The sequence below is a fragment of the Exiguobacterium sp. s46 genome (assembly GCF_018618875.1).
Classification (GTDB): domain Bacteria; phylum Bacillota; class Bacilli; order Exiguobacteriales; family Exiguobacteriaceae; genus Exiguobacterium_A; species Exiguobacterium_A abrahamii.
In genome coordinates this window covers 1-25,651 of the sequence record NZ_JACSMY010000003.1, presented here as the reverse complement: position 1 = coordinate 25,651, position 25,651 = coordinate 1, and the positions used below count along the sequence as shown (strand labels likewise).

The window sequence follows — 25,651 nt, the reverse complement described above, 5'->3', positions numbered from 1 at the left end:
TCCCCTTTTCTACTCACGCCTCTTTGACCTGAACGTTCAGCGTCGCTGTCACTTCGTTGTGTAGCTTCAATGGTACCTTCGTAAAGCCGAGTGCCTTGATTGGGTGCTCGAGCTCGATTTTACGTTTGTCGATTTTGTAACCCATGCTCTTGAGTGCTTCCGCGATCTGTTTGCTTGTGACAGAACCGAAGACACGACCGCCTTCACCGGCTTTCGTCGAGACGACGATCGTCTCTTTTTCGATTTTCTCTTTTAACGCTTGTGCGTCAAGCAAGTTCTGTTTCGCTTCTTCTGCTGCTTTACGTTCATGTGCTTCATGTTGCTTCAAGTTGCCAGTCGTCGCAGGACGCGCCAACTTTTTCTTGAAGAGTACGTTATTTGCATAAGCATCGGCCACGTCTTTAACGTCTCCTGCTTTACCTTGTCCTTTTACATCTTGTAAGAAAATAACCTTCATTCTGATTCCTCTCCTTTTGTCTCATCTTCTAGATATTGATCGATCGCTTTACGCAACGCATCCGCGACCGTGACGACCGATTCTGACATCTGTGTCGCCGCGTTCGTCAAGTGACCGCCGCCTCCGAGCGTCTCCATGATCAACTGGACGTTGACTTCTCCGAGTGAACGGGCACTGATCGCTGTCCGTCCGTCTTGAAGTTCCGCGATGACGAAGGCAGCACGGATGCCTTGAAGCGACAACAATTGATCGGCCGCTTGTGCGATCAAGACTTGATCGTGAATGACGCCAGGTTCCGCTGTCGCAATCGCCATCCCTTTCGTATAGACCTCGGACCGCTCGAGGATATGTGACTGCTCAACGTACGTCTCAAGATCCTGACTGAGGAACTCTTGCACGAGCACCGTGTCAGCACCTTGTGAACGCAAGTAAGATGCAGCATCGAACGTCCGCGAGCCGGTCCGAAGCGCAAAGCCTTTCGTATCGACGATGATTCCGGCAAGTAACGCCGTCGCCTCAAGCATCGATAGCTTCTGATTCGTCGGCTGGTACTCGATTAACTCGGTGACGAGTTCTGACGTCGACGATGCGTAAGGCTCGAGATAAACGAGGACCGCATCTTCGATGAAATCCTCCCCGCGCCGGTGATGATCAATGACGACCATATGCTCGAATCGATCGAGTAACGTCGGTACGACGACGAGCGACGGTTTGTGGGTATCGACGACGACGAGTAACGTCTGATCGTCAATCAACTGATCCGCTTGAAACGCATTGACGAACCGTGTCTCGAGTTGTGGTACTTCAGCGATCTCGTCCATCATCCGGCGAATCCCGCGACCGATTTCTTCTGGCGGTAAGACGATATGCGCTTCCTTATCGTTCATTTCCGCAAGCTTCAAAATCCCGATCGCTGATCCGAGTGCATCCATATCCGGATTCTTATGCCCCATGATCAGGACACGGCTTGATTCCTGCATTAAGTCACGAAGCGAGTTGGCAATGACCCGTGCCCGGACACGTGTCCGTTTTTCTGTCGGGTTCGTCTTGCCACCATAGAAGCGGACTTTCCCGTCGCGTTTGATGACGACTTGGTCGCCTCCCCGTCCTAGCGCGAGATCGAGACTCGATTGAGCCATCAGACCAAGCGAAGGAATCGGATCACTACCGCAACCAATTCCGATCGATAACGTCAACTGGACACCACGCTGACTCGTCTCTTCGCGAACGGTATCGAGAATCGTGAACTTCGATCGTTCGAGAATCCGGAGATTCTCTTCTGTCGTGACGATGAAATACCGATCAGATGCGGTCCGCTTGATATACGTTCCGTGTTCGGCTGCCCAGTGATTCAACAGTTGCGTAACTCGGCTGTTCAACTCACTGCGCAACTGATCTTCGATACCTTGTGTCATCTCATCGTAGTTATCAAGATAGATGACGCCGATGACCGTCTGATTATCGACGAGTTGTTGTTCGACTTGTGCTTCTTCTGTCATATCGAACAGATAGAACGTCCGGTTCTCATGATTTGAAAAGACGCGATATACGGCATCACCGATTTCAAGCGTCGCTTGGTCCTCGTTCGTCGCGACCATCTCGATGAATAAGGGATCGAGCTCATTGAGCGTCTGTCCCATCGCTACATCATCAAAGATGTCCCGCATCGGATCATTGAACCAGGTGACGAGGGTTTCCTCATCGTATAACAAAATCCCGATTGGCATGTTCGTCAACGCATCTTGTCCCGTCTCCTCGACTTGCATCGAGATTCCGGCGACATACGCCTCCCATGCCCTGCGTGCACGGCGTTCTTCGAATAGGTGCAATCCGAAGAGGAGGGCAGTCACGACGGCTCCGATAGCAGAGATGATCGGTTCACGTACAGCGACGACGAGAAGCAGACCGACGATTAATAGATACGGAATGAAGCGAACGATGCGTCGTTCTCGTTCCGGTGATACTTGTTGACCTGACTCCATCGTGTCCTCCTTATATGCTCTATAGGGTTCATTTAAATTTTTAGTAACTTGTTTATTATAACCGAAAAGCAGGAGGGGATGAAAGGGAAGCGAAAAAAAGCACCATCCTCACGCATGAGGATGGTGCTACGAAATCAGTCAGCCACGTATGGGATTAAAGCCATTTGACGTGCGCGTTTGATTGCGATTGTAAGTGGACGTTGGTATTTCGCTGAAGTACCAGTCACACGACGTGGAAGAATCTTACCGCGTTCCGAAATGAAACGTTTGAGAAGTTCTACGTCTTTATAATCGATATGAGTGATGTGGTTCGACGTGAAGTAACATACTTTACGACGACGTTTTCCACCTGGACGACGTGCCATGTGATTAACCTCCTTTTTAACTTGGATTTTTCAGGACGATTTCCTTAGAACGGGAGATCGTCGTCTGAAAGGTCGATCGAACTACCGCCGCTGAACGGATCAGCGCCGAAGCCCGAATTCGATGAAGCGGGTGCTGGCGAGGAAGAGTTGTTCTGCTGTTGCTGTGAACCCCATCCTGCAGCATTCCCGTTTCCACCAGTAGATGAAGCGTAGCCTTCGCTACCATCCGAAGAACGGCTCGCGTTACGTGACTCAAGGAAGCGGACGCTATCAGCGACGACTTCCGCACGATAACGGCGTTGCCCTTCTTTATCGTCGTAGCTGCTAATCTGGAGGCGACCCTCTACACCAGCAAGACTACCCTTCTTCAAATACTGAGCAACGTTCTCTGCTTGCTTGCGCCAAACGACGCAATCGATGAAATCAGCTTCTCGCTTCCCATCTTGCCCTGTGAAAGGACGGTCACATGCGAGTGTGAATCGCGTTACCGCAATCCCGCTCTGCGTATAACGCATTTCCGGGTCACGAGTTAACCGACCGACTAAAACGACGCGGTTAATCATCAGAATCACTCTCCTGTTTCAGCTTATTTCTCGTCTTTTGTGATCATTAAGCGAACGATATCGTCACTGATCTTCATGAGACGGTCAAGTTCTTTTGTAGCTGCTGGTTCAGCAGAAACGTTAAGAAGAACGTAGAACCCTTCACGCATATCATTGATTTCGTAAGCGAAACGACGTTTACCCATTTCAGTTGTTTTATCAACTGTACCACCGTTATCAGTGAGGACTTTGTTGAAACGCTCCACTGTTGCTTTGCGTGCTTCCTCATCAAGTTCCGGACGGATGATGTAAAGTACTTCGTATTTACGCATATCTGTCACCTCCTCTTGGACTGGCGGCTCGAATGTTCGAGCAAGGAGCAATAATTCATTACTCACATTCGTTAATACTACCAAAGTATTTTGCTTTATGCAATAACGATTCGTTTTCGATTAGACGTTGAAGCGGAATGTGACGACATCGCCGTCTTGGAAGACATATTCCTTACCTTCTGAACGGTAACGTCCTTGTTCCTTGACTGTAGCCATGTTGCCTGCTGCTGCTAAATCTTCGTACGAAACGACTTCTGCACGGATGAATCCACGTTCGAAGTCCGAGTGGATGACACCCGCACATTGTGGAGCTTTCATCCCTTTTTTGAACGTCCAAGCGCGTACTTCTTTTTCACCTGCTGTGAAGTATGTCGCAAGACCAAGCGTGCTGTATGCTGCATGGATCAATTGATCAAGACCTGATTCTTCGATTCCAAGATCGACGAGGAACTCTTGACGTTCTTCTGGCTCAAGCTCCGCAATCTCTTCTTCGATCCGAGCACAGATGACGATAACTTCAGAACCTTCTTTTTCTGCGAATTCGCGTACGAGACGGACATTTTCGTTATTGTCCGCATCTGCGACTTCATCTTCGCCGACGTTTGCGACGTAAAGCATCGGTTTCATCGTCAACAATTGGAAGTGTTTAACGAGAGCTGCTTGATCTTCGTTCAATTCAGCGAGACGTGCTGGTTTCTCATCTTCGAGTAATGCTTGCACGATTTCAAGTGCTTCGAGTTCAGCCGCTGCGTTTTTATCGCGGGACTTGACTTGTTTTTGGACACGCTGAATCCGTTTTTCGACTTGCTCGAGGTCTGCGAGGATCAATTCGAGGTTGATCGTCTCGATATCATCGATCGGTGAGACTTTCCCGGCCACGTGTGTGATGTTTTCATCGACGAAACAACGCACGACCTGACAGATCGCATCTACCTCACGAATGTTCGCGAGGAATTTATTTCCGAGACCTTCCCCTTTAGACGCACCTTTTACGATACCTGCGATATCCGTGAATTCGAATGCTGTCGGGATCGTCTTTTTCGGGTTGACGAGTTCCGTCAATTTCCGAAGACGTGCATCTGGTACTTCAACGACACCGACGTTCGGGTCGATCGTTGCGAACGGGTAGTTCGCTGCCTCTACACCTGCTTGTGTGATGGCGTTAAAAAGTGTTGATTTTCCTACGTTTGGTAAGCCAACGATTCCTGCTGTTAATCCCACTTGGAATTCCTCCTTTTCGGTATTTCCTAGGAAATCCGTGCTAGCGGCCGCAGTGGGTAGAATGATTACACCACGTCAGCACATCTTTCACAATTATAGATAGTTCAATTTTTTTAAGCAAGGAGCTCGACCGTCTTTTTTACTCACGTCCTAACCGAACGCAACCGCTCCACTTAGGCAAGACAACAAAAAAGCGAATCTAATCACGAGGATCAGATCCGCTTTTCATTACTCTGGTAAGACTTTTTTCAATCGTTTATCAAAATCACGACGTGGCATTAAGATGCTTGCCCCGCAACCTTGACATTTGATTCGGATATCCATGCCGACCCGAATGATTTGCCATCGGTTCGTACCACATGGATGCTGCTTCTTCATCTCAACATAATCATGGAGTTGATACGTTTTTGGAATCATCCGTCTGTCCACCATTCTTTTGTTCTGGATTCATCATGACCATCCGTGGATACGGGATCTTGATGTTTTCTTCTTCGAGTCCTTGCTTCAATTCTTTCCGGATCAGACGACCAGCTTGGAAATGTTGCATCGGTGGTACTTCTGCCATCAAACGATAGACGACTTCGGAAGGACCAAGTGTCTGGACGCCAAGCATCTGGATCGGTTCGACGAACATATCGACATACTTCTTCGTCGTCCGGTCTGCGATCTCATGCAAGACTTGTTCGACCCGCTCGAGATCTTCGTCATAGGAGACTTGGACGTCGACGAGTGCAAAACTGTTGTCGACCGAATAGTTCGTCACTTGCAAAATCTGACCGTTCGGGATGATGTGAATCTCCCCGTTGAGTCCTTTGAGTTTCGTCGTCCGGATCCCAAGTTCCGTGACGACTCCTTCAATCACACCGACGCGTACATAATCTCCGACTTTGAACTGGCGTTCGAAGATGATGAACGCTCCGGTAATGATATCTTGCACCAAGTTCTTCGCACCGAACGAAATCGCAAGACCGGCGATTCCGGCACTGGCGACAAGACCAGTGATGTTGATTCCAAACTGACTGAGTACTGTCAACAACATGACGATTCCGAGCACGTAACGGATTGCATTTTGGAGCAACTTCAGTAATGTTTCGTTCTGTCGCTGCGCCAAATAGTCCTGTTCATTGATTTTCCTGATCGTAAAGAGACGCGAGACTGCCCCAGTCAAAACGCGCGTTAACACATAGAACGCCGCGATGATGATGAGCGCAATCAGTAATTTCATCCCAAAACGAATCCACATATCCGCATCCATTACTTGATTGATTAGTTTATCGACTTGGGCGACGGATTCTTGTACATCTTGATTGGTAGCCATTCTCTCATCCTTTCTTGTTCTCTCTATTACGACAGTATACGTGATTTTAATTGAGTTTCAACCAAAGAGCCGATTTTGACGTTAGATTTTTGGAAAAACCGGGAAAGGAAAATCATCTAAGAACCCTTCACTCTTGCCAATCCACCACGACACCGACACCAAGAGAAGAAAGGATGATTTCGATGAATTTCCGCTTTCATTCGCACGAGCCCAAGCCTTATTCTTTCTTTTTAGAATATACGGAACCGTTCGCGAAAGAACGCTTAGCTGAACAACTATTCGAACAAATCTCCGCAGTCCAAGAAAAACGACCAATCGTACTCGTCTGCATTGGTTCTGATCGTTCGACGGGCGACTCACTCGGTCCACTTGTCGGAACATTCCTTGAAAAACAAGCACCTGCTCATCTCCACGTTTACGGTACACTCGCTAAACCCGTCCATGCACTGAATCTCGCTGAAACGATTCACTCGATCCAAACGACCCATTACCGTCCGCTCGTCATCGCAATTGATGCGTGTCTTGGTCGGCTTTCAAGCGTTGGGCACGTCTTTTTCTCGGAAGGTCCACTCGCACCCGGTGCTGGCGTTCAAAAAGAATTGCCTTCGGTCGGTGACTTCAACATTAAGGCCGTCGTTAACGTCAGTGGATTCATGGAGATGATGATTCTCCAAAATACACGGTTACATCTCGTTTATGAACTAGCAGAACTCGTCGCGAACAGTTTCCACATGCTCGATGCGAAACTATCCGCTGAATCGACACGGACGACGATTTCCTTCACGCCCCGTTCGATGTAATGAAAAAGAAGCGAACCGTTACCGGAACGCTTCTTTTTCATTGATCCGATTCAGGTAATAACAAATCGAGCAACCGATTGAGGTCGTCTTCATCTGCAAAATCAATCTCGAGTTTCCCTGCTTGTTTCCCTTGTTTGATCCGAACCGTTGCTCCGTATTTTTCGCGAAGCGACTCTTCGACGAATTGCACAGCGGTCGCTTGTTGCGGACGCGTGGATTCTTTCCGTTCCCGAAGCGCCTGCTCTAATCGACGGACGTTCCAGTTTTCCGCCATGACGCGTTCTGCCATCTGCTCGATCTTCTTTGGATGCTTCAGCGACAATAGGGCACGGGCATGTCCCATCGATAGCCGCTCATCCATGACCGCTTGTTGAACGAGTAACGGCAATTGTAGTAACCGAAGACTGTTCGTGATGTGCGAACGACTTTTGCCGACACGCTGCGCAAGCTCTGCTTGCGTGATACCGAATTCCTCGATCATCTCCGCATACGCCATCGCCTCTTCAATCGCGGATAAATCCGCCCGTTGGATGTTTTCGATCAAAGCGAGCTCCATCACGCGTGTCTCGTCTGCTTCGATCACGAGGACCGGTACACGTTCGAATCCTGCGCGACTCGCTGCTTGATACCGTCGTTCGCCGGCGATGATTTCATAATAGCCATCACGTGGTCGGACGACGATCGGTTGGATCATCCCGTGCCGAACGAGTGATTGGGCTAACTCTTCTAATGCTTTTTCATTGAATCGTTTCCGGGGTTGAGTCGGATTCGGGCGAATCGCCCGAACAGGTAATTCGTTCACTTGCCTTCTCTCCTAAACGTAGCGGAAGGCACGACCGCTTATTCCGGACGTGCCTTCACGATGCGAATCCGCACCTCTACATATTCTTCACAATCGACTTCTTCTTTTTCAATCGTCAATCCGGTTTGCTCGATCATATCGACGGAATCGCGAAGGGTATTTAACGCAATCCGTGTATCGCGAGCAAAGCTCTTATGACGTTTTTTCTTCGGTGGCTGTGGTGTCATCAATCGTTCCACCCGGCGCTCCGTCTCCTTGACGTTCCATTCCCGTTCCAGAATTTCAGCGAGTACCGTTACTTGTAGCGCTTCATCCTTGAGCGGTAATAACGCACGGGCATGACGCTCCGTGATCGTCCGTTGCTTCAATGCTTCCCGGACATCCGTTGGCAATCGAAGCAAACGCAATTTGTTGGCAATCGTCGATTGACTACGTCCGAGCTTACGAGCTAACACTTCTTGCGTGATGTCTTGTAACGCAAGCAAGCGCTCATAGGCTTCTGCTTCTTCGATTGGTGTCAAATCTTCGCGTTGCAGATTTTCAATCAATGCCAGTGAAGCAGTCGTCTCGTCCGTCATCTCTTTGACGATGGCAGGAATCGTTTCCCAGCCAAGCGAGCGCACTGCCCGGTATCGTCGTTCTCCCGCAATGATTTCGTATCCTGTTCCTTGTTTTCGAACGACGATCGGCTGGAGTAATCCATGCTCTTCGATCGTAACGGCTAGCTCTTCAATTCGGTCCCCATCAAACACTGTCCGTGGTTGGAACTGGTTTGCGACAAGTTCTGTCAATGGTAATTCCTGAACCGTCTCTTGTGGGTCAAGCTCGATCGTAGCAGGTTGCCCTCCCTTACCGAGCAGCTTGGCAATTGCATTTCTCACGTTGGCGCACCTCACCTTTATCAGTCATCGTTTCACGTGAAACGGTGTTTAGCTTAATGGATCTTTTGCAGGCGTCCCCGCTTTACGCGGATATTTCCCGGGTGTTGTTCGTTTTTTATCTACAATAACGATATTACGCTCACTTTCCTCGCCTGGCAATTGGAACTGGAAACTTTCCCGTAAATTCCCACCGAGTACTTTTAAGGCAATCGCACCATCCTCGAGCTCTTCACTGACTTTCGCTGCCTTCAAGGCAACGAATTGACCCCCGACTTTCGCAAGCGGTAGGCAATATTCCGCGAGAACGGACATCCGGGCGACCGCACGTGCTGTCACGACATCAAACCGTTCGCGGAATTGTTTATTTTTACCGAACTCTTCGGCGCGTCCATGATGGAACGCGACACCTTCGAGTCCGAGTTCCGTCGCCAAATGATTCAGGAAGCCGATTCGTTTGTTCAGTGAATCGACGATCGTCACTTGGAGATGTGGGAACATGATCTTGATCGGCAGACTTGGGAAACCAGCGCCCGCTCCGACATCACAAACCGTCGTGACCGTCGTGAAATCGAAATAGAATGCTGCTGTGATCGAATCATAGAAGTGCTTGAGATAGACATCTTCTTCGTCCGTGATCGCCGTCAGGTTCATCTTTTCATTCCACTCGACGAGCAGTTCATAATACCGTTTGAATTGATGCAACTGATGTTCTGAGATCTCAAGTCCCTGTGCTGCCAATGCTGTTACGAATTGCTGTTGGTTCATCTCGTTCACTCCGCAGTCAATGCGTATTGGCCTTGTTCGATGTAGACAAGCAAAATCGAGATATCAGACGGGTTAACCCCTGAGATCCGGGATGCTTGTCCGATCGAGAGCGGACGCACTTGGTTTAGTTTTTGTTTCGCTTCAATCGCTAATCCACTGATCGCATCGTAATCGAGACGATCCGGAATCCGTTTTTGCTCCATCCGCATCATTTTTTCGACTTGATCGAGTTGTTTATCGATGTAGCCGGCATATTTGACTTGGATTTCGACTTGTTCTGCTGCTTCTGCAGACAGTGGTGTTTCCGGTGGTGTCATCTGCGCGATCATCGCATACGTGATTTCCGGGCGTTTCAGCAACGTGATCGCATGCAGAGCTTCCTTAAGTGGTGATGCACCAATTGCTTCTAGTTGTGCATTCACGTCCGGTGTCGCTTTGATGACGACCTTCTCAAGACGTTTCATCTCAAGACGGATTTGCTCTTGTTTATCGAGTAACTTCGCTTGGCGTTCTTCCGAGATCAATCCGAGTTCATGTCCGATTTCCGATAGACGAAGATCCGCATTATCATGACGGAGCAACAACCGATACTCGGCACGTGACGTCAAGAGGCGGTACGGTTCGTTCGTACCTTTCGTAACGAGATCATCGATCATGACACCGATATAGCCTTGTGAACGTGACAAGATAAGTGGTTCTTTGCCTTGGACTTGTAGTCCGGCATTGATCCCTGCCATGATCCCTTGTCCTGCCGCTTCCTCATAACCACTTGTTCCGTTGATTTGACCCGCTGTGAATAAACCAGGAACACGTTTTGTCTCGAGTGTTGGCCATAGTTGTGTCGGAACAACGGCATCGTACTCAATCGCATAACCAGGACGCATCATTTCTGAATTCTCAAGCCCAGGAATCGAGCGGAGAATATCGTGTTGAACGTCTTCCGGTAAACTTGTCGATAATCCTTGCACGTAGACTTCTTCCGTATCGCGACCTTCTGGCTCAAGGAAGATTTGGTGACGCGGTTTATCGTTGAACCGGACGACCTTATCTTCGATCGATGGGCAATAACGTGGACCTGTTCCTTTGATCATCCCAGAGAACATTGGTGAGCGGTGCAGGTTCGCATCGATCAACTGATGCGTATACTCCGTCGTATACGTCAACCAGCATGGGATCTGTTCCGTGATCATCTGAGTCGTTTCATGACTAAATGGAAGTGCTACTTCGTCACCTGGTTGAATCTCCGTCTTCGAGTAATCGATCGTTTTCCCGTCGATTCGCGGTGGTGTTCCTGTTTTGAAACGTGCGAGCTCAAATCCGAGTTCTTCAAGATGTTTCGATAGATTGATTGATGGCATCTGATTGTTCGGACCACTCTCGTACGACAATTCACCGATGATGATTTTTCCACGCATGAACGTTCCTGTCGTGATGACGACCGCTTTTGCCCGGTACTCCGCCCCTGTATTCGTGACGACACCGACGCAGCGTCCTTCGTCGTCAATCAATAACCGTTCGACGAGTGCTTGACGTAAGAGCAAATTCGGCTCATCCTCGAGCGCTTTTTTCATCCGGTTTTGGTATTCGAATTTATCTGCCTGTGCCCGTAATGCTCGCACGGCAGGACCTTTTGACGTGTTTAACATTTTCATTTGAATGTACGTTGCATCGATCGCGCGTGCCATTTCGCCACCGAGCGCATCGATTTCCCGGACGACGATCCCTTTTGCAGGACCACCGATCGACGGGTTGCAATACATGAATCCAACCATATCGGGATTCATTGTCAACATGACCGTTTTCGAGCCCATTCGTGCCGCAGCAAGAGAGGCTTCGATGCCGGCATGTCCGGCTCCGACGACGATGACGTCGAATTCACCTGCTTGATAAGCCATAGTACTGGTTCCTCCTTCTTATTCCACACGCAGTCGTCTCGAATTATTTCCCGAGACAGAACTGCGAAAACAACTGATCCAATAAACTATCCTGTGCTGTATCACCATTGATTTCGCCGAGCGTGTCCCATGCCCGTCGTAAATCGATCTGTACCATGTCGATCGGCATCGCTGCTTCTGCTGCACCGAGGGCATCTTCAATCATTTGACTCGCTCGTTTGATGAGCTGGATGTGACGTGCATTTGAGACGTACGTCATATCTTGACTCTCGACACCCTGTTCAAAGAACAGACTCGCAATCGCTGCTTCAAGATCGTTGACACCTGCTTCTTCGAGCAAGGATGTCGTGACGATTGGTCGACCATCAGCAAGCTCCGTGACACGCGCTAAGTCAATCTGTTGCGCCAAGTCACTCTTGTTGACGATGATGATCGCGTTCATCCCTTTGATCGCTTCAAACAGCAAGACGTCCTCATCCGTTAGAACATCATTCCCGTTCAGGACGAGTAAGATTAAATCGGCCGTCTTCAAAGCCTGACGCGACTTTTCAACACCCATCCGTTCGACGATATCTTCCGTCTCGCGAATCCCTGCCGTATCAATCAACTTCAACGGTACACCGCGAACATTGACGTACTCCTCGATCGTATCGCGCGTCGTTCCCGCGATATCCGTGACGATGGCCTTTGCTTCTTGCACCAATGTGTTGAGCAAAGACGACTTTCCGACGTTTGGTCGACCGATGATCGCTGTGGATAACCCTTCGCGCAAGATTTTTCCTTGGCGTGCCGTTGTTAATAACTCTGCCAAAATCGCGCGGACAGCACCAGCATCACGTTCGACGATCTGTTGCGTCATCTCTTCTGCATCGTACTCTGGGTAATCGATGTTAACTTCGATTGCAGCAATCGTCTGTAACAATTGTTGACGTAAGTCTTGGACGAGTTTTGAGAGACGTCCTTCAATCTGACTGACGGCGACATGCATCGCTCGGTCCGTCTTCGCCCGGATCAGATCCATGACGGCTTCCGCTTGTGATAAATCGATTCGTCCGTTCAAGAACGCACGTTTCGTAAATTCACCAGGTTCCGCCAGCCGGACTTCCGGTTGGGCGAGGATGAGTTCGAGGACACGATTGACCGCGACGACTCCTCCATGACAATTCAATTCGATGACATCTTCACGTGTAAACGTCTTTGGTGCGCGCATGACACTCACCATTACTTCATCGACGACACGGTCCGCCTCATGGTCGACCAATTTCCCGTAATGAATCGTATGGGTTGGTACTTCCGTCAAGCGGTTGCTCCCTTTGTAAACACGGTCGGCTACAGCGACTGCATCAGGACCTGATAAGCGCACGATCGCAATCGCCCCTTCTCCCATCGGCGTCGAAATCGCGGCAATCGTATCAAATTCCATCATCCGTTCTTCCACCTCGTTTTTCTTCTGTCTTTTTATGAGTATTTAATCCTTAATCGTTGCAATGGGTATAACGAAACAACTATACACGAAATGACGCAAAAGAAAAAGAGCGACACTCTGTCAAAACAAAGCGTCGCTCTTCACGTATTAGCGTTTCTTTTTCGATTTTTTAGGAGCCGGAGCTGCTTGTGCTGCTTCTTTTTCACGTTTAGCAGCCATTGTCGCTTCCGTCTGCAACTTAATCTTTTCACGCATCGGCTTCATGATGACGATCGTGACGATGATCGAGAAGATGTAACCGACGACCCAGTAAAGCGAAAGGGCAGATGGGAGTGTAACCCCCATGATGAAGATCATGATCGGGAAGACATAAAGCATGATTTTCATTTGTGGATTGTCTTCTTGACCTGCCATCGAGATCTTTTGTTGCAAATACGTCAGTACTGCAGACAAGATCGGCAAGATGAAGAATGGATCCGGTTTCCCGAGGTCGAACCAGAGGAATGTGTGTTGGAAAATAGCCGGTGTATAAATGATGGCATTGTAGAACGCGATCAAAATCGGCATTTGGATCAAGATCGGTAAACAGCCTGCAAGTGGATTGACGTTGTGCTCTTGATAGAGCTTCATCATTTCCTGTTGCAATTTCTGTTGTGTCTCTTGGTCTTTTGAGCTGTATTTCTCACGAAGCTTCATCATTTCTGGTTGAATGACTTGCATTCCACCCATACTCTTCGTTTGTTTAATCATCAATGGAAGGATGACAAGACGAACGAGAAGTGTCGTAATGATGATTCCAATACCGTAATCCCCGCTAAAGAACTGTGAAATCTCACGAATCAACCACGCCATCGGCCAAACGAAGTAATGTTTCCAAAAACCTTCTGTGTCTGCTGTGATCGGTTCACCAGTACCATACGAACTAGGTGTACAGCCGGATAATACGATCGCGAGCACGGACATGAGTCCGAGAGTTAACCAAATCTTAGTTCTCTTGTTCATAATTCCTCCTAGAAATTGTTTACGCTTTGTCGAACGCCATCTTCTTCTATAGTAAGGCAAGGAAAGGGAGCGCCGTACAAATCAACAGGATGCATTGCTACGATTCATTTTTTTGATCGCATCCAGACACCGGAACGTTTGAGCACGTGACGGAGACTGTCAGCCACTTCTTGCGCGGTCATCTTCGCGGCCGGATTGCGCGCGATGATCACCAAATCATAATTCGGGGCAATCGAGGCTTCATGCTGCTGGCATGCTTCCCGAAGATACCGTTTTACCTGATTCCGGACGACGGCATTCCCGATTTTCTTACTGACGGATAAACCAACCCGAAAGTGAGTCTGTTGCTCCTTTTTCAAGGCATACACGACAAATTGCCGATTTGCGACAGAGGCTCCTTTAGTAAACACCGCTTGGAACTCCTTGTCTTTCTTGACGCGGTATTCCTTCTTCACCTTATTCACACTCCATCCTGACACTACGAAAATTCGTCGTCTCTCATCATATCATAGAATAAACACGCGACGCGATAGGGCGCATGTGACAAAAGCACGAACACACGAAAAAACATAAAAAAAAATCACCTCGGATCATGCCCGAAGTGATGGATGCATCAATGCATTAGACAGTCAAGGCTTTGCGGCCCTTAAGACGGCGAGCAGCCAAGATACGGCGGCCACTCTTCGTAGCCATACGCGCACGGAATCCGTGAACTTTTTTACGCTTACGGTTGTTTGGGTTGAAAGTTGGTTTCATTCGTCTGCACCTCCTTTAAAAGATCTTTATAACCAATTGTTATTTTCTACTTTAAGGCAGTCTTGTACATTATATAAACTGATTGTGGCATTGTCAATGAAAGTTCAGAAGATTTCTTGTCCTGCTTAAGGGATTTCTGGTTCGAAAACAGGCGATAGGATTCGACTGCGCAAACTCTATTACGCGATAGAATACATATCGATCATGGAGGGGATGTGTGTAGACTTATCCACCTATCCACAGACTTATCCACATTATCCACACTTTCCGTGGATAACTCTTCACTTTGTCTACACTAGTATTTTTTAAAATCGACGTCAATCCTCGATTTTGGATTTCCTTTTTCCACTTCTTTTGTATTTTGTGAATAACTCTTTTTCAACGCTTCCTCATTTAAAAAGTTATCCACCTCTTATCCACAATTTATCCACACTATCCACAGCTTGTGGGTAACTACCTGTGGACGGTTTAATTTACTTGTGGATAAATCATTCCAACCATTGCCAGGGCTCATTTCTTTTGATACACTAATTGTGCATAACATGATCCTGATTGTTCAGGACAAAACAAGTTATACACACCCTGTGGATAACTTTATACACAGATTCAACTGCCTGTGGATAACGTTATCCACAGTTTTTACGTTATGGGGATAAGTCGAGTTTCTTCATTAACTTTGTCTGTGTATAAGCCTGTGTACAAAAATTTTCTATCTTGATAAAAAAAGGGGGGTATTTATGAAAAACGCTGCCGAACTTTGGCATAATGTCTTATCTGTGATCGAGGAAGAGGAACGAACACCGAAAGCTAGTTATGATATGTGGTTGAAATCCACAGAAGGCGTCACGCTAAATGGAACGACACTACTCGTTTCAGCACCAGCTGCATTTACGGTGACATGGCTCGAGCGCCAGTACTTATCTTTACTCGAAGACACAGTTGAGGAAGTAACAGGAAGCCGACTCGATATTCAGTTCATTGAAGAGGGACAAGCGAAGAAAATGCTCGATCGACAAGAAGAGGAACGTGTTGAGGCAACACCGACTCCGAAATCGCGTCCATCGAACATGCGGAGACCAACAGAGGAATTGACGATGAGTGAACTCGGACAATTAAATGAGAAGTATACGTTCGATACATTCGTCATCGGATCGGGGAACCGTTTTGCGCATGCCGCTTCACTTGCTGTTGCGGAAGCGCCTGCTAAAGCATACAATCCGCTTTTCATCTATGGTGGCGTTGGTCTTGGCAAAACCCATCTGATGCATGCCATCGGACAGTACGTTCAAGATCAAAATCTTGGGACACGGATTGCCTATGTCTCTTCTGAACGCTTTACGAATGACTTCATTAACTCCATCCGTGATAATAAGACGGTTGAGTTTCGAAATAAATACCGTAACATCGATGTCCTCTTAATTGATGACATCCAGTTCCTTGCTGGCAAAGAACAGACGCAAGAAGAGTTTTTCCACACATTCAATGCCCTGCATAACGACCAAAAACAAATCATCATCTCGAGCGATCGACCACCAAAAGAGATTCCAACGCTTGAAGATCGGCTTCGTTCACGTTTCGAATGGGGATTAATCACCGACATCACGCCACCGGATCTCGAAACACGGATTGCGATTTTACGGAAAAAGGCGAATGCGGAGCAACTTGATGTCTCAAACGAAGTCATGCTCTACATCGCAAGTCAAATTGATACGAATATTCGGGAGCTCGAAGGAGCGTTAACCCGCGTTATCGCCTATGCGAATCTCGTCGGGCGACCAATCGATCCAAATGTCGCTGCAGAAGCCTTGCATAACATCATGCCGGTCGCTGAACCGCGTAAAGTCACGATTCGTGACATCCAGGAGTCGGTCAGTAAGCACTTCAATTTGCCATTTGATGATCTGAAGGCGAAGAAACGGACGAAATCGATTGCCTTCCCACGTCAAATCGCGATGTATCTCTCACGTGAGATGACGGAGAGCTCGTTACCGAAAATCGGAGAAGAATTCGGGGGACGCGACCATACGACCGTCATCCATGCCCATGAAAAGATCAGTATGTTGATCAAATCGGACGGGGAAACGGGAAAAGTCATCGAACAAATCAAACATGAATTGAAGCATTCGTAAAACTGTGGATAAACATGTGGATAAAGTAGGGCAGTTATCCACAACTTATCCACACCGTTTTTGGCTTTATATCAAGTTATCCACCGACTTATCCACACTATCCACAGCCCCTAAGACTATTATTAAAAAAATATATTATTATGTTATGATGGGCGCATGCCCATTATTTTCGAGAGGAGTCTAACGACGATATGCATATCACCATTCAACGCGAAGCTTTAATTCAAGCAGTACAAGATGTAGCCAAAGCGGTCTCATCCCGCACGACGATTCCGATTCTGACAGGAATCAAACTCGAAGCTCATGGAGATGGTATGACGCTGACAGGAAGCGATACAGAAATCTCGATTGAACGGACGATCTATGCAGAAGAGAATGGAACATCTTATGTCACGGTTCACCGTGCAGGTAGTGTCGTCTTGAATGCCCGCTTCTTCGGCGATATCGTCAAAAAGATGCCAAAAGACGAAGTCACACTTGAAGTCTCACCGAACTTCATGACACGGATCCAGTCAGGAACAGCGGAATTCCATTTGAACGGTCTTGATCCAGATGAGTTCCCACGCCTTCCGCAAGTCGATGGGGGACAACGTTTCCGTTTACCGGCTGATCTCTTACGTTCGATGATTCGCCAAACAAGCTTTGCTGTCGCTGTTCAAGAAACACGTCCTGTTCTGACAGGTGTGAACTTCTCAGCCGATAAAGGCATCTTGACGTGTGTCTCAACAGATAGTCACCGTCTAGCCCTTCGTCGTGCTCAATTTGAGACAGATACAGATATCTCGTTCCAGAACGTCATCGTTCCAGGGAAGAGCTTAAATGAATTATCGAAGTTGCTTGGGGATGGTCATGTGGATATCACGATCACAAACCAACAAATCTTATTCAAGATGAAGCACGTCCTCTTCTTCTCGCGTCTACTCGACGGAAACTATCCGGATACATCACGTTTGATTCCGGAAGAGTACCGGACAGCTGTCCGCATGAACGCGAAAGAATTGCTCCAAGCGATCGATCGCGCGTCACTGCTTGCACGTGAGGACCGTAACAACGTCATCAAGTTCGCAGCTGAAGGAACGACAGCGGTCGAGATCTCTTCACATTCACCAGAAGTCGGGAAAGTCTCGGAGCAAGTCAGCATTCTTTCGCTTGAAGGAGAAGAGCTGAAAATCTCGTTCAACTCGAAGTACATGATGGACGCCTTGAAGGCACTTGACGCGACAGATATCGAAATCCAGTTCACGGGTTCGATTCGTCCATTTATCTTGCACCCAGTCGATCAAGATAACGTCCTGCAACTGATTCTTCCAGTCCGGACGGCGTAAGTATAAACACGAAATACGTGATAAGACGGGTTCGATCGTTTCGACATCGGACCCGTCTTTTTCGTATACCGTATATACGTTCGGGGATTTTGCTAAATCGCTCAATGTTTAGTACAATAAAGAGTACGTCATTTATAATATGTAGGTAGGAGGAGTCAATCCATGCAAGAAATCAGAATTACAACGGAATACGTCACATTAGGGCAGTTCCTGAAGCTATCGGATATCATCTCAAGCGGAGGACAAGCCAAACCGTTTTTAGCAGAGGTACCGATTCTAGTCAACGGCGAGGTCGATCAGCGACGTGGTCGTAAATTACGGGATGGAGACATCATTGATGTAGAAGACTACGGTCAGTTCATCATCAAGAACGAGGGCAACTAACGTGCGGCTGGATTCAGTCCGACTCAGTCATTATCGCAACTATGACGCACTCGAACTGTCATTCTCCGAAAAAACGAATGTCCTGATTGGTGAAAATGCACAAGGGAAGACGAACTTACTGGAAGCGATCTATGTTCTTGCTCTCGCGAAGTCGCACCGGACGACGCATGACAAGGAACTGATCGGTTGGGACCAAGAAACAGCGCGCGTCGAAGGACGTGTCGTCAAGCGGACCGGCTCCCATGTCCAAGAGATCGTCATCTCGGGTCGCGGGAAAAAAGCAAAGCTGAATCATCTAGAGCAACGACGCTTGAGTGATTATGTCGGGGCACTGAACATCGTTTTATTCGCCCCGGAAGATTTGCATATCGTCAAAGGCAGTCCACAAGTCCGCCGGCGATTTCTCGATATGGAGATCGGTCAAGTCAGTCCGGTCTATCTGCATGAATTGAGTCAGTACCTGAAAGTGTTGAAGCAGCGAAACGCATTGCTGAAACAACTGTCCATGAAGGGAGGAGACGAGACCTTCCTTGATATCTTGACGGAGCAAATGATTACGCTAGCCGTTAAAATCGTTCAGCGCCGGCATCATTTCATGGCCCAGCTCGAAAAATGGGCACGACCGATTCATGACGGAATCAGTCGTGGACAGGAAGAACTCGCGCTCATCTATCGTTCGGACACATTCGGCGACGAATTACTCGATGTCGAAGGAATGACTGCGTCCTACACGCGGAAGTTTGGTAAAATAAAAGAAAATGAAATCCGAAGAGGAGTTACGTTGTTTGGACCACATCGCGATGATTTCGAGATGGAAGTCAATGGACGAAACGTCCAAACGTATGGTTCACAAGGACAACAACGGACAGCAGCCCTCTCGTTAAAGCTTGCGGAGATCGAATTGATTCATGAGGAAGTAGGGGAATATCCACTTCTTCTGCTCGACGATGTCTTATCCGAGCTTGATGATCATCGTCAAACACATTTGCTCGATACGATGCAACAAAAGGTCCAGACGATCCTGACGACGACAAGCGTCGACGGGATTGCGCATGAAACGATCAACCAAGCGAAGTTGTTCCACGTGAAACAAGGGACGGTCGATTTGGAAGAGACATCATATAAAGAAACAGTAGGTGAGAAAACCGATGAGTAATCATGAAGATATGGAATTGGAACAAGGGTACGGTGCCGATCAGATTCAAGTACTTGAAGGATTAGAAGCAGTTCGTAAACGTCCAGGGATGTATATCGGCTCGACGGCATCAAAGGGTCTCCATCACCTCGTATGGGAGATCGTCGATAACTCGATTGATGAGGCGCTCGCAGGATACTGTGACACGATCAAGGTGACGATCGAACCAGGGAACTCGATCTTAGTCGAGGATAATGGACGCGGTATTCCAGTCGACATTCAAGAGAAGATGGGTCGTCCTGCCGTTGAGGTCATCCTGACAGTCCTCCACGCCGGTGGTAAGTTCGGCGGCGGCGGATATAAAGTATCGGGTGGACTACACGGTGTTGGGGCTTCGGTCGTTAACGCCCTGTCGACGAAACTTGAAGTATTCGTCAAACGGAACGAAAAACTGTATTACCAAGCGTACCATCGCGGTGTACCAGCGCAAGATCTTGAAGTGATCGGAACATCAGAAGAGACAGGAACGACGATTCGTTTCTTCCCAGACGGTGAGATTTTCCAAGAGACGCTCGAGTATGACTATGATTTGCTAGCGACACGCCTTCGCGAGCTTGCTTTCTTGAACAAAGGCCTGAAGATCATCATCACGGACGATCGTGCAGATGAGCCGATGACACGTAGCTTCCACTATGAAGGTGGAATCAAGTCCTACGTCGAGCACTTGAACCGTTCAAAAGAAGTCGTTCATGCGGAACCTGTCTATGTACACGGTACAAAGGATGGCATCGAAGTCGAAGTCGCGCTTCAGTACAACGATGGATTTGCGTCAAACATCTACTCGTTCACGAACAACATTCCGACGCATGAGGGTGGTACGCATGAGACGGGCTTTAAGACAGCTCTGACACGCGTCATCAATGACTATGCGAAGAAGTTCGGTTTGATGAAGGATGCGGACGGTACGTTATCCGGTGAGGACGTGCGTGAAGGAATGACCGCGATCGTTTCCGTCAAACACCCGAACCCACAGTTCGAAGGTCAGACGAAAACGAAACTCGGGAACTCCGACGCGCGTACGGTTACGGATTCACTCTTCTCTGGTGCATTTGAGCAGTTCATGCTCGAAAACCCGACGAACGCACGCGCAATCGTCGAAAAAGGGATGATGGCGTCGCGCGCCCGCATGGCAGCGAAACGCGCCCGTGAACTGACACGCCGTAAAGGTGTTCTCGAAGTGAGCTCACTACCGGGTAAACTGGCTGACTGTTCATCACGTGATGCGTCGATTTCCGAATTGTACATCGTTGAGGGTGACTCGGCGGGTGGTTCTGCAAAATCCGGACGCGATCGTCATTTCCAAGCGATCTTACCGATTCGCGGTAAAATCTTGAACGTTGAGAAAGCACGTCTCGATAAGATTCTCGGAAGCAATGAGATTCGGACGATCATCACGGCACTCGGAACAAGTATCGGTTCTGAGTTCAATATCGAAAAAGCACGCTATCACAAAGTCATCATCATGACCGATGCCGATGTCGATGGTGCCCACATTCGGACACTCTTGTTGACGTTCTTCTACCGTTACATGCGTCCGCTTGTCGAGCATGGGTATGTCTATATCGCTCAGCCACCGCTATACGGGATCAAACAAGGGAAGAACATCACGTACGTGCATAACGAACGTGAATTGACAGAGGCGCTTGCAGCGCTTCCTGAAAACGCACGGTACGACATTCAGCGCTACAAAGGTCTTGGGGAGATGGATCCAGAGCAACTTTGGGAAACTACGATGGATCCAAGTGGTCGTCAAATGTTGCGTGTCGAGCTTCAAGATGCAATCGAAGCAGATGAAGTCTTTGATATCTTGATGGGAGATCAAGTCGAACCACGACGCGACTTCATTCAATCACACGCACATTACGTCAAGAACCTGGATATTTAACGCTGAACAGAGAGGGTGGCCAGAAGCATGTCCGAACAAAATCACGGAATCATCAAGGATATTAATATCAGTCAAGAGATGCGTACGTCCTTCATGGACTACGCGATGAGCGTCATCGTCGCACGTGCTCTTCCGGACGTACGGGACGGCTTAAAACCCGGACACCGCCGGATTCTCTATGCGATGAACGACCTCGGTATTCGTGCCGATAAACCACATAAAAAGTCTGCCCGTATCGTCGGGGAAGTCATCGGTAAGTATCACCCGCACGGGGATTCTGCCGTCTATGACACGATGGTCCGCATGGCGCAAGACTTCAGCTACCGTTACGAACTCGTCGATGGACACGGAAACTTTGGGTCTGTCGATGGGGACTCGGCGGCTGCGATGCGATATACGGAAGCTCGTATGTCAAAAATCGCGATGGAGATCGTTCGCGATATCAACAAAAACACAGTCGATTTCAAAGATAACTACGATGGTTCGGAACGCGAACCGGAAGTCTTACCGTCACGCTTCCCGAACTTACTCGTCAACGGTTCGAGCGGGATCGCGGTCGGGATGGCAACGAACATTCCACCACATCAGCTTGGCGAAGTCATCGATGGTGTCTTAGCATTATCTCACGATCCAGAAATCACGATCCAAGAACTGATGCAGCACATTCCGGGACCTGATTTCCCGACAGCTGGTGAAATTCTTGGTCGTAGCGGTATTCGTCGCGCTTATGAGACAGGACGTGGCTCAATCATCGTCCGCGCGAAAGCTGAAATCGAACAGACGAAAAAAGACCGGGAACGGATCATCGTGACGGAGCTGCCTTATCAGGTCAATAAAGCCCGCCTCGTTGAAAAGATTGCCGATCTCGTTCGCGAGAAAAAGATCGAAGGTATCACCGATTTACGAGATGAGTCAGATCGCCGCGGTATGCGCATCGTCATGGAAATCCGTCGTGACGCAAATGCGAGCGTCATCTTAAACAACTTGTATAAGCAGACGTCGATGCAAACGACGTTTGGTGTCAACATGCTAGCGATCGTTGGAGGACGTCCGAAAACATTGACGCTCAAGGAAATGCTTTATCATTACCTCGAGCATCAAAAAGAAATCGTGCGTCGTCGGACACAGTTCGATCTCGAAAAAGCAGAAGCACGTGAACACTTACTCGCTGGTCTACGGATTGCACTCGATCATTTGGATGAAGTCATTCAAATCATCCGCGGGAACCGGACAGCGGACGCAGCACGTGAACAGTTGATGGAGCGTTTTGCGTTATCCGAGAAACAATCACAAGCGATTCTTGATATGCGCTTGCAACGCCTGACAGGTCTTGAGCGGGAGAAAATTGAAGCAGAGTATGACGAAATCATGCAATTGATCGCGGAACTGAACCGCATCCTTGCGAGTGAGGAAGTCTTGCTTGATTTAATCCGGACAGAGCTCGAGGAGTTAAAAGAACGTTTCAACGACGAACGTCGGACGGAAATCCGCATGGACCACATCGAATTCGAAGACGAAGATTTGATTCCGGAACAGGATATCATCATCACGTTGACAAGCAGTGGCTACATCAAACGGATGACGACGGATTCGTACCGGACACAACGCCGCGGCGGACGTGGGGTTCAGGGAATCGGAACGAACGACGAAGATTACGTCACGCGTCTCTTGTCTTGTTCGACGCATGATACGATTCTATTCTTTACGAACCGTGGGAAAGTCTACCGGATTCGTGGATATGAAGTACCGGAGATGAGCCGGACATCAAAAGGTGTACCAATCATCAACCTCATCCAAATCGAACGCGACGAAAAGGTCGAGACGATGATTCCAGTCAACTTCAAACGTTATCTCGAGGAGCAACAAGCAACTGAAGCACCTGTCGAGGTGATTGAAGGAGAGATTGAAGAGACGGAAGAAACGCTCGAAACGGAAGAAGTCGTTCAAGATGAGCAAAAATCATTGATCTTCATGACACGTAAAGGACGCGTCAAACGTTCACCGTTGTCTGCGTACGCACGGATCAACAAAAACGGTTTGATCGCGATTCGATTGTTTGAAGACGATGAGTTGACATCGGTTCGTCTCGCATCGACGGACGATGAAGTCTTTGCTGTTTCAACAAGCGGGAAAGCGATTCGTTTCCCAATCACGAATGTCCGCTCGATGGGACGTGGTGCTCGTGGGGTCAAAGCGATGACGTTACGCCCAGACGATTTCGTCGTCGGGATGGAACTTGCACGTGATGCACAAGATGTTCTTGTCATTACGGAAAAAGGATTCGGTAAACGAACACCGATGACCGAGTTCCGTAGCCAGTCTCGTGGTGGTAAAGGATTGATCGCGAGTAAGGTGACGGATCGCGTCGGTCAAATCGTTGCCATGCGAATCGTTGATGTTGATGATGACATCATGATCATGACAGAGAGTGGTATCGTCATTCGGACAGACTCGCAATACATTTCACGTGTCGGCCGGAATACCCAAGGGGTGAAGGTCATTCGAATCGAAGAGGGTGACCGTGTTGCGACGGTTGCCAAACTGAAACGCGAAGAGACTGATGAAATGGAAGAAGACACGGATCTTGTGTCAGAAGAGAATGAGATCGTGTCGGATGCTTCAGAAGAAGCGGAAGAATAAGCAAGACGTCAGCAAGAAAGCAGCAGAGTGATACTACTCTGCTGCTTTTATCTACATATATAGAAAGAAGAGAAAGGAACGAAGCGATATGCGAGTGGCAAGTGACCAATTACGCATCGGGGATCGTTTGACTGAATCCATCTATTTACATACGGATCATCCGATCGTAGAAGCAGGGAAAAAAATAGGAAGCGATGAGTTACGACGAATCCAGCGTTTTTTAATTAAGGAAGTCGTCATTGAAGATCGACCTGATTTCAGTAAAGATGAACAAGTGCAGACTGAAACAGTTGAAGCCCATGTGGAACATCCCTTTGAAGAATTTATTCGCTTTTACAATAAAGTCTTCATGTCATGGGAACAAGGAATGAAGCCGAATGTATACGAAGCCTTGAGTTGGGTCAAACAGTCCGTTCCAGAACGGATTACGAGACAAGATGTCTTACCATTCTTCCTAGAGCGGGGAACGGAAGCTTATACAGTGCGACATGCCATTTATCGAGGGGCAATTGCGCAAATGCTGGCGGAAGCAGTCGGAAAAGAACGGAAAATGATTCATGAGTTGTGGACCGCATCCTATTTTGCAGACTATGGACTAGCGCGAATCATGGAATGGCGTCACACGAAACGATATGAAGCAATGCAACAAGAAATTTTTCAACGTCACCCGGCTATGGCGTATCAAGCCTTGCAAAAGGAGACGATCATCTCTGATACAGTAAATCGTTTAATTGTTCAACATCATGAACGTTTAGATGGAACAGGTTACCCTTTAAAGGTAAAAGGAGATAAGATCGCAGATCACACACGATTGTTCATCGTAGCGGACGTCTTTGCTGCAATGACGAGTTGGCGTCCGTATCGGGAAGCTTATACGCCGTTTGATGCCTATCGTCATTTGAAAGCAAGACCGATGCAATATTGCTCAAAGTATGTATTGTTGCTCGGACAATTACTTCTACCAATAGAAGTCGGTGATCGCGTGCTGATGAGTAACGGAAAGATTGCAACCATCACGCGAAAGAATCCAGTCTTTGATCGACCTGTCATTTCTTATGAAGAACAAGGACGGATGACGATCATTGATTTAATGGAAGAACGACAACATAGTATTATTCAGTTGATGGATTAATAGGGAATAAACAGCCTCTTGAGCCGGAATCGCAAGGTTCAAGAGGCTTGTTCATGATTTTAAAAACAATTTTAAAATAAGTGTTGCACAATAATAAAACGCATGATATATTATTACATGTCCTTAACAACGACAAGCGCTTGAAACAAACGAGAAAAACAATTTCAAAAAAGTTGTTGACTTCTTGTTTCAGACTTGGTATTCTAATTGAGTCGCCAAAACAGGCGCGGACGAACTTTGAAAACTGAACGATGAGGCAAAAATCGTATTCTACGGAATACAAAAATGAATGAAGCGCAAGCTTCGTCAATCGTGACTTCGGTCACACAACGAGCAAGTCAAACACTTCATGGAGAGTTTGATCCTGGCTCAGGACGAACGCTGGCGGCGTGCCTAATACATGCAAGTCGAGCGCAG

24 protein-coding genes and 1 rRNA gene are annotated in these 25,651 nt (G+C 48.0%); 9 read left to right on the top strand and 16 right to left on the bottom strand.

All coding sequences use genetic code 11. From position 1 onward, the window contains the following. Nucleotides 1-13 precede the first annotated feature (13 nt). From rplI to KNQ08_RS13310, 8 genes are all read right to left on the bottom strand, one after another. On the bottom strand, nt 14-457 hold the full coding sequence (gene rplI, locus KNQ08_RS13345) for a 50S ribosomal protein L9 (protein WP_023469847.1): 444 nt from the start codon (nt 455-457) through the stop codon (nt 14-16). Continuing rightward, complete coding sequence (locus tag KNQ08_RS13340; RefSeq protein ID WP_214806103.1) at nt 454-2,439, bottom strand: DHH family phosphoesterase; 1,986 nt, start codon at nt 2,437-2,439, stop codon at nt 454-456. Before KNQ08_RS13340 ends, rplI begins: the two co-directional genes overlap by 4 nt. 134 nt (nt 2,440-2,573) lie before the next feature. After that, on the bottom strand, nt 2,574-2,804 hold the full coding sequence (rpsR, locus tag KNQ08_RS13335; protein WP_023469849.1) for a 30S ribosomal protein S18: 231 nt from the start codon (nt 2,802-2,804) through the stop codon (nt 2,574-2,576). Nucleotides 2,805-2,848: 44 nt separating this feature from the next. Further along, nucleotides 2,849-3,367 (bottom strand): single-stranded DNA-binding protein, encoded by a 519-nt coding sequence (gene ssb / locus KNQ08_RS13330; protein ID WP_023469850.1) that lies wholly within the window; start codon nt 3,365-3,367, stop codon nt 2,849-2,851. A 23-nt stretch (nt 3,368-3,390) separates the two neighbouring features. Beyond that, nucleotides 3,391-3,678, bottom strand: coding sequence for a 30S ribosomal protein S6 (rpsF, locus tag KNQ08_RS13325; RefSeq protein WP_023469851.1), 288 nt, complete (start codon nt 3,676-3,678; stop codon nt 3,391-3,393). Between the two features lie 120 nt (nt 3,679-3,798). Continuing rightward, entirely contained in the window at nt 3,799-4,899 is a 1,101-nt protein-coding gene (ychF, locus tag KNQ08_RS13320) for a redox-regulated ATPase YchF (protein WP_023469852.1), read from the bottom strand. A 228-nt stretch (nt 4,900-5,127) separates the two neighbouring features. Next, on the bottom strand, nt 5,128-5,316 hold the full coding sequence (locus KNQ08_RS13315) for a DUF951 domain-containing protein (protein WP_023469853.1): 189 nt from the start codon (nt 5,314-5,316) through the stop codon (nt 5,128-5,130). Next, nucleotides 5,288-6,217, bottom strand: coding sequence for a mechanosensitive ion channel family protein (locus KNQ08_RS13310; protein WP_023469854.1), 930 nt, complete (start codon nt 6,215-6,217; stop codon nt 5,288-5,290). The genes KNQ08_RS13315 and KNQ08_RS13310 overlap by 29 nt, the downstream gene beginning before the upstream one ends. A gap of 182 nt (nt 6,218-6,399) precedes the next feature. Here KNQ08_RS13310 and yyaC point away from each other — a divergent pair, with 182 nt between their 5' ends. Continuing rightward, a complete protein-coding gene (yyaC, locus tag KNQ08_RS13305) occupies nt 6,400-7,017 on the top strand; it encodes a spore protease YyaC (protein ID WP_058704744.1) in 618 nt (205 codons plus the stop codon). A 37-nt stretch (nt 7,018-7,054) separates the two neighbouring features. Here yyaC and KNQ08_RS17000 read toward each other — a convergent pair whose 3' ends face one another. The 8 genes from KNQ08_RS17000 to rpmH form a co-directional block, all read right to left on the bottom strand. Continuing rightward, a complete protein-coding gene (locus KNQ08_RS17000) occupies nt 7,055-7,819 on the bottom strand; it encodes a ParB/RepB/Spo0J family partition protein (protein ID WP_035395440.1) in 765 nt (254 codons plus the stop codon). A gap of 38 nt (nt 7,820-7,857) precedes the next feature. Next, the gene (gene noc / locus KNQ08_RS13295) at nt 7,858-8,700 is read right to left on the bottom strand and encodes a nucleoid occlusion protein (RefSeq protein WP_023469857.1); all 843 of its coding nucleotides are present in this window, start codon (nt 8,698-8,700) and stop codon (nt 7,858-7,860) included. Nucleotides 8,701-8,748: 48 nt separating this feature from the next. Next, nucleotides 8,749-9,465, bottom strand: a complete 717-nt coding sequence (gene rsmG, locus KNQ08_RS13290) for a 16S rRNA (guanine(527)-N(7))-methyltransferase RsmG (RefSeq protein WP_214806101.1) — start codon at nt 9,463-9,465, stop codon at nt 8,749-8,751. A 5-nt stretch (nt 9,466-9,470) separates the two neighbouring features. Further along, nucleotides 9,471-11,360 (bottom strand): tRNA uridine-5-carboxymethylaminomethyl(34) synthesis enzyme MnmG, encoded by a 1,890-nt coding sequence (gene mnmG, locus KNQ08_RS13285; RefSeq protein WP_058265604.1) that lies wholly within the window; start codon nt 11,358-11,360, stop codon nt 9,471-9,473. Between the two features lie 43 nt (nt 11,361-11,403). Then, entirely contained in the window at nt 11,404-12,786 is a 1,383-nt protein-coding gene (gene mnmE, locus KNQ08_RS13280; protein WP_023469860.1) for a tRNA uridine-5-carboxymethylaminomethyl(34) synthesis GTPase MnmE, read from the bottom strand. 147 nt (nt 12,787-12,933) lie between these two features. After that, nucleotides 12,934-13,788: a membrane protein insertase YidC gene (gene yidC, locus KNQ08_RS13275; protein ID WP_214806099.1), complete on the bottom strand. Its 855-nt coding sequence runs from the start codon at nt 13,786-13,788 to the stop codon at nt 12,934-12,936. 104 nt (nt 13,789-13,892) lie between these two features. Further along, entirely contained in the window at nt 13,893-14,243 is a 351-nt protein-coding gene (rnpA, locus tag KNQ08_RS13270) for a ribonuclease P protein component (protein WP_023469862.1), read from the bottom strand. A 166-nt stretch (nt 14,244-14,409) separates the two neighbouring features. After that, nucleotides 14,410-14,544 carry a 50S ribosomal protein L34 gene (gene rpmH / locus KNQ08_RS13265; protein WP_012371910.1) on the bottom strand — a complete coding sequence of 45 codons (135 nt, stop codon included), beginning with the start codon at nt 14,542-14,544 and terminating at the stop codon, nt 14,410-14,412. Between the two features lie 737 nt (nt 14,545-15,281). Here rpmH and dnaA point away from each other — a divergent pair. From dnaA to KNQ08_RS13225, 8 genes are all read left to right on the top strand, one after another. Then, nucleotides 15,282-16,673, top strand: a complete 1,392-nt coding sequence (gene dnaA / locus KNQ08_RS13260; RefSeq protein ID WP_023469863.1) for a chromosomal replication initiator protein DnaA — start codon at nt 15,282-15,284, stop codon at nt 16,671-16,673. Nucleotides 16,674-16,864: 191 nt separating this feature from the next. Continuing rightward, nucleotides 16,865-17,998 (top strand): DNA polymerase III subunit beta, encoded by a 1,134-nt coding sequence (gene dnaN, locus KNQ08_RS13255; RefSeq protein WP_023469864.1) that lies wholly within the window; start codon nt 16,865-16,867, stop codon nt 17,996-17,998. A 162-nt stretch (nt 17,999-18,160) separates the two neighbouring features. Beyond that, nucleotides 18,161-18,382, top strand: coding sequence for a S4 domain-containing protein YaaA (yaaA, locus tag KNQ08_RS13250; protein WP_023469865.1), 222 nt, complete (start codon nt 18,161-18,163; stop codon nt 18,380-18,382). Between the two features lies 1 nt (nt 18,383). Next, a complete protein-coding gene (gene recF, locus KNQ08_RS13245) occupies nt 18,384-19,538 on the top strand; it encodes a DNA replication/repair protein RecF (protein WP_023469866.1) in 1,155 nt (384 codons plus the stop codon). Between the two features lie 10 nt (nt 19,539-19,548). Continuing rightward, nucleotides 19,549-21,462 carry a DNA topoisomerase (ATP-hydrolyzing) subunit B gene (gyrB, locus tag KNQ08_RS13240; RefSeq protein ID WP_200864062.1) on the top strand — a complete coding sequence of 638 codons (1,914 nt, stop codon included), beginning with the start codon at nt 19,549-19,551 and terminating at the stop codon, nt 21,460-21,462. 27 nt (nt 21,463-21,489) lie between these two features. Then, a complete protein-coding gene (gene gyrA, locus KNQ08_RS13235) occupies nt 21,490-24,102 on the top strand; it encodes a DNA gyrase subunit A (protein WP_050678884.1) in 2,613 nt (870 codons plus the stop codon). A gap of 88 nt (nt 24,103-24,190) precedes the next feature. Beyond that, nucleotides 24,191-25,234: an HD-GYP domain-containing protein gene (locus tag KNQ08_RS13230; RefSeq protein ID WP_050678883.1), complete on the top strand. Its 1,044-nt coding sequence runs from the start codon at nt 24,191-24,193 to the stop codon at nt 25,232-25,234. A 346-nt stretch (nt 25,235-25,580) separates the two neighbouring features. Further along, nucleotides 25,581-25,651, top strand: a 16S ribosomal RNA gene (locus KNQ08_RS13225); the annotation flags it as partial.

Excerpts from the sequence above, each read along its gene's own strand:
- rplI (WP_023469847.1), bottom strand. The coding sequence starts at position 457 with ATGAAGGTTATTTTCTTACAAGATGTAAAAGGACAAGGTAAAGCAGGA.
- KNQ08_RS13340 (WP_214806103.1), bottom strand. The coding sequence starts at position 2,439 with ATGGAGTCAGGTCAACAAGTATCACCGGAACGAGAACGACGCATCGTT.
- rpsR (WP_023469849.1), bottom strand. The coding sequence starts at position 2,804 with ATGGCACGTCGTCCAGGTGGAAAACGTCGTCGTAAAGTATGTTACTTC.
- ssb (WP_023469850.1), bottom strand. The coding sequence starts at position 3,367 with ATGATTAACCGCGTCGTTTTAGTCGGTCGGTTAACTCGTGACCCGGAA.
- rpsF (WP_023469851.1), bottom strand. The coding sequence starts at position 3,678 with ATGCGTAAATACGAAGTACTTTACATCATCCGTCCGGAACTTGATGAG.
- KNQ08_RS13315 (WP_023469853.1), bottom strand. The coding sequence starts at position 5,316 with ATGATTCCAAAAACGTATCAACTCCATGATTATGTTGAGATGAAGAAG.
- KNQ08_RS13310 (WP_023469854.1), bottom strand. The coding sequence starts at position 6,217 with ATGGCTACCAATCAAGATGTACAAGAATCCGTCGCCCAAGTCGATAAA.
- yyaC (WP_058704744.1), top strand. The coding sequence starts at position 6,400 with ATGAATTTCCGCTTTCATTCGCACGAGCCCAAGCCTTATTCTTTCTTT.
- rsmG (WP_214806101.1), bottom strand. The coding sequence starts at position 9,465 with ATGAACCAACAGCAATTCGTAACAGCATTGGCAGCACAGGGACTTGAG.
- mnmG (WP_058265604.1), bottom strand. The coding sequence starts at position 11,360 with ATGGCTTATCAAGCAGGTGAATTCGACGTCATCGTCGTCGGAGCCGGA.
- mnmE (WP_023469860.1), bottom strand. The coding sequence starts at position 12,786 with ATGATGGAATTTGATACGATTGCCGCGATTTCGACGCCGATGGGAGAA.
- yidC (WP_214806099.1), bottom strand. The coding sequence starts at position 13,788 with ATGAACAAGAGAACTAAGATTTGGTTAACTCTCGGACTCATGTCCGTG.
- rpmH (WP_012371910.1), bottom strand. The coding sequence starts at position 14,544 with ATGAAACCAACTTTCAACCCAAACAACCGTAAGCGTAAAAAAGTTCAC.
- dnaA (WP_023469863.1), top strand. The coding sequence starts at position 15,282 with ATGAAAAACGCTGCCGAACTTTGGCATAATGTCTTATCTGTGATCGAG.
- dnaN (WP_023469864.1), top strand. The coding sequence starts at position 16,865 with ATGCATATCACCATTCAACGCGAAGCTTTAATTCAAGCAGTACAAGAT.
- yaaA (WP_023469865.1), top strand. The coding sequence starts at position 18,161 with ATGCAAGAAATCAGAATTACAACGGAATACGTCACATTAGGGCAGTTC.
- gyrB (WP_200864062.1), top strand. The coding sequence starts at position 19,549 with ATGGAATTGGAACAAGGGTACGGTGCCGATCAGATTCAAGTACTTGAA.
- gyrA (WP_050678884.1), top strand. The coding sequence starts at position 21,490 with ATGTCCGAACAAAATCACGGAATCATCAAGGATATTAATATCAGTCAA.
- KNQ08_RS13230 (WP_050678883.1), top strand. The coding sequence starts at position 24,191 with ATGCGAGTGGCAAGTGACCAATTACGCATCGGGGATCGTTTGACTGAA.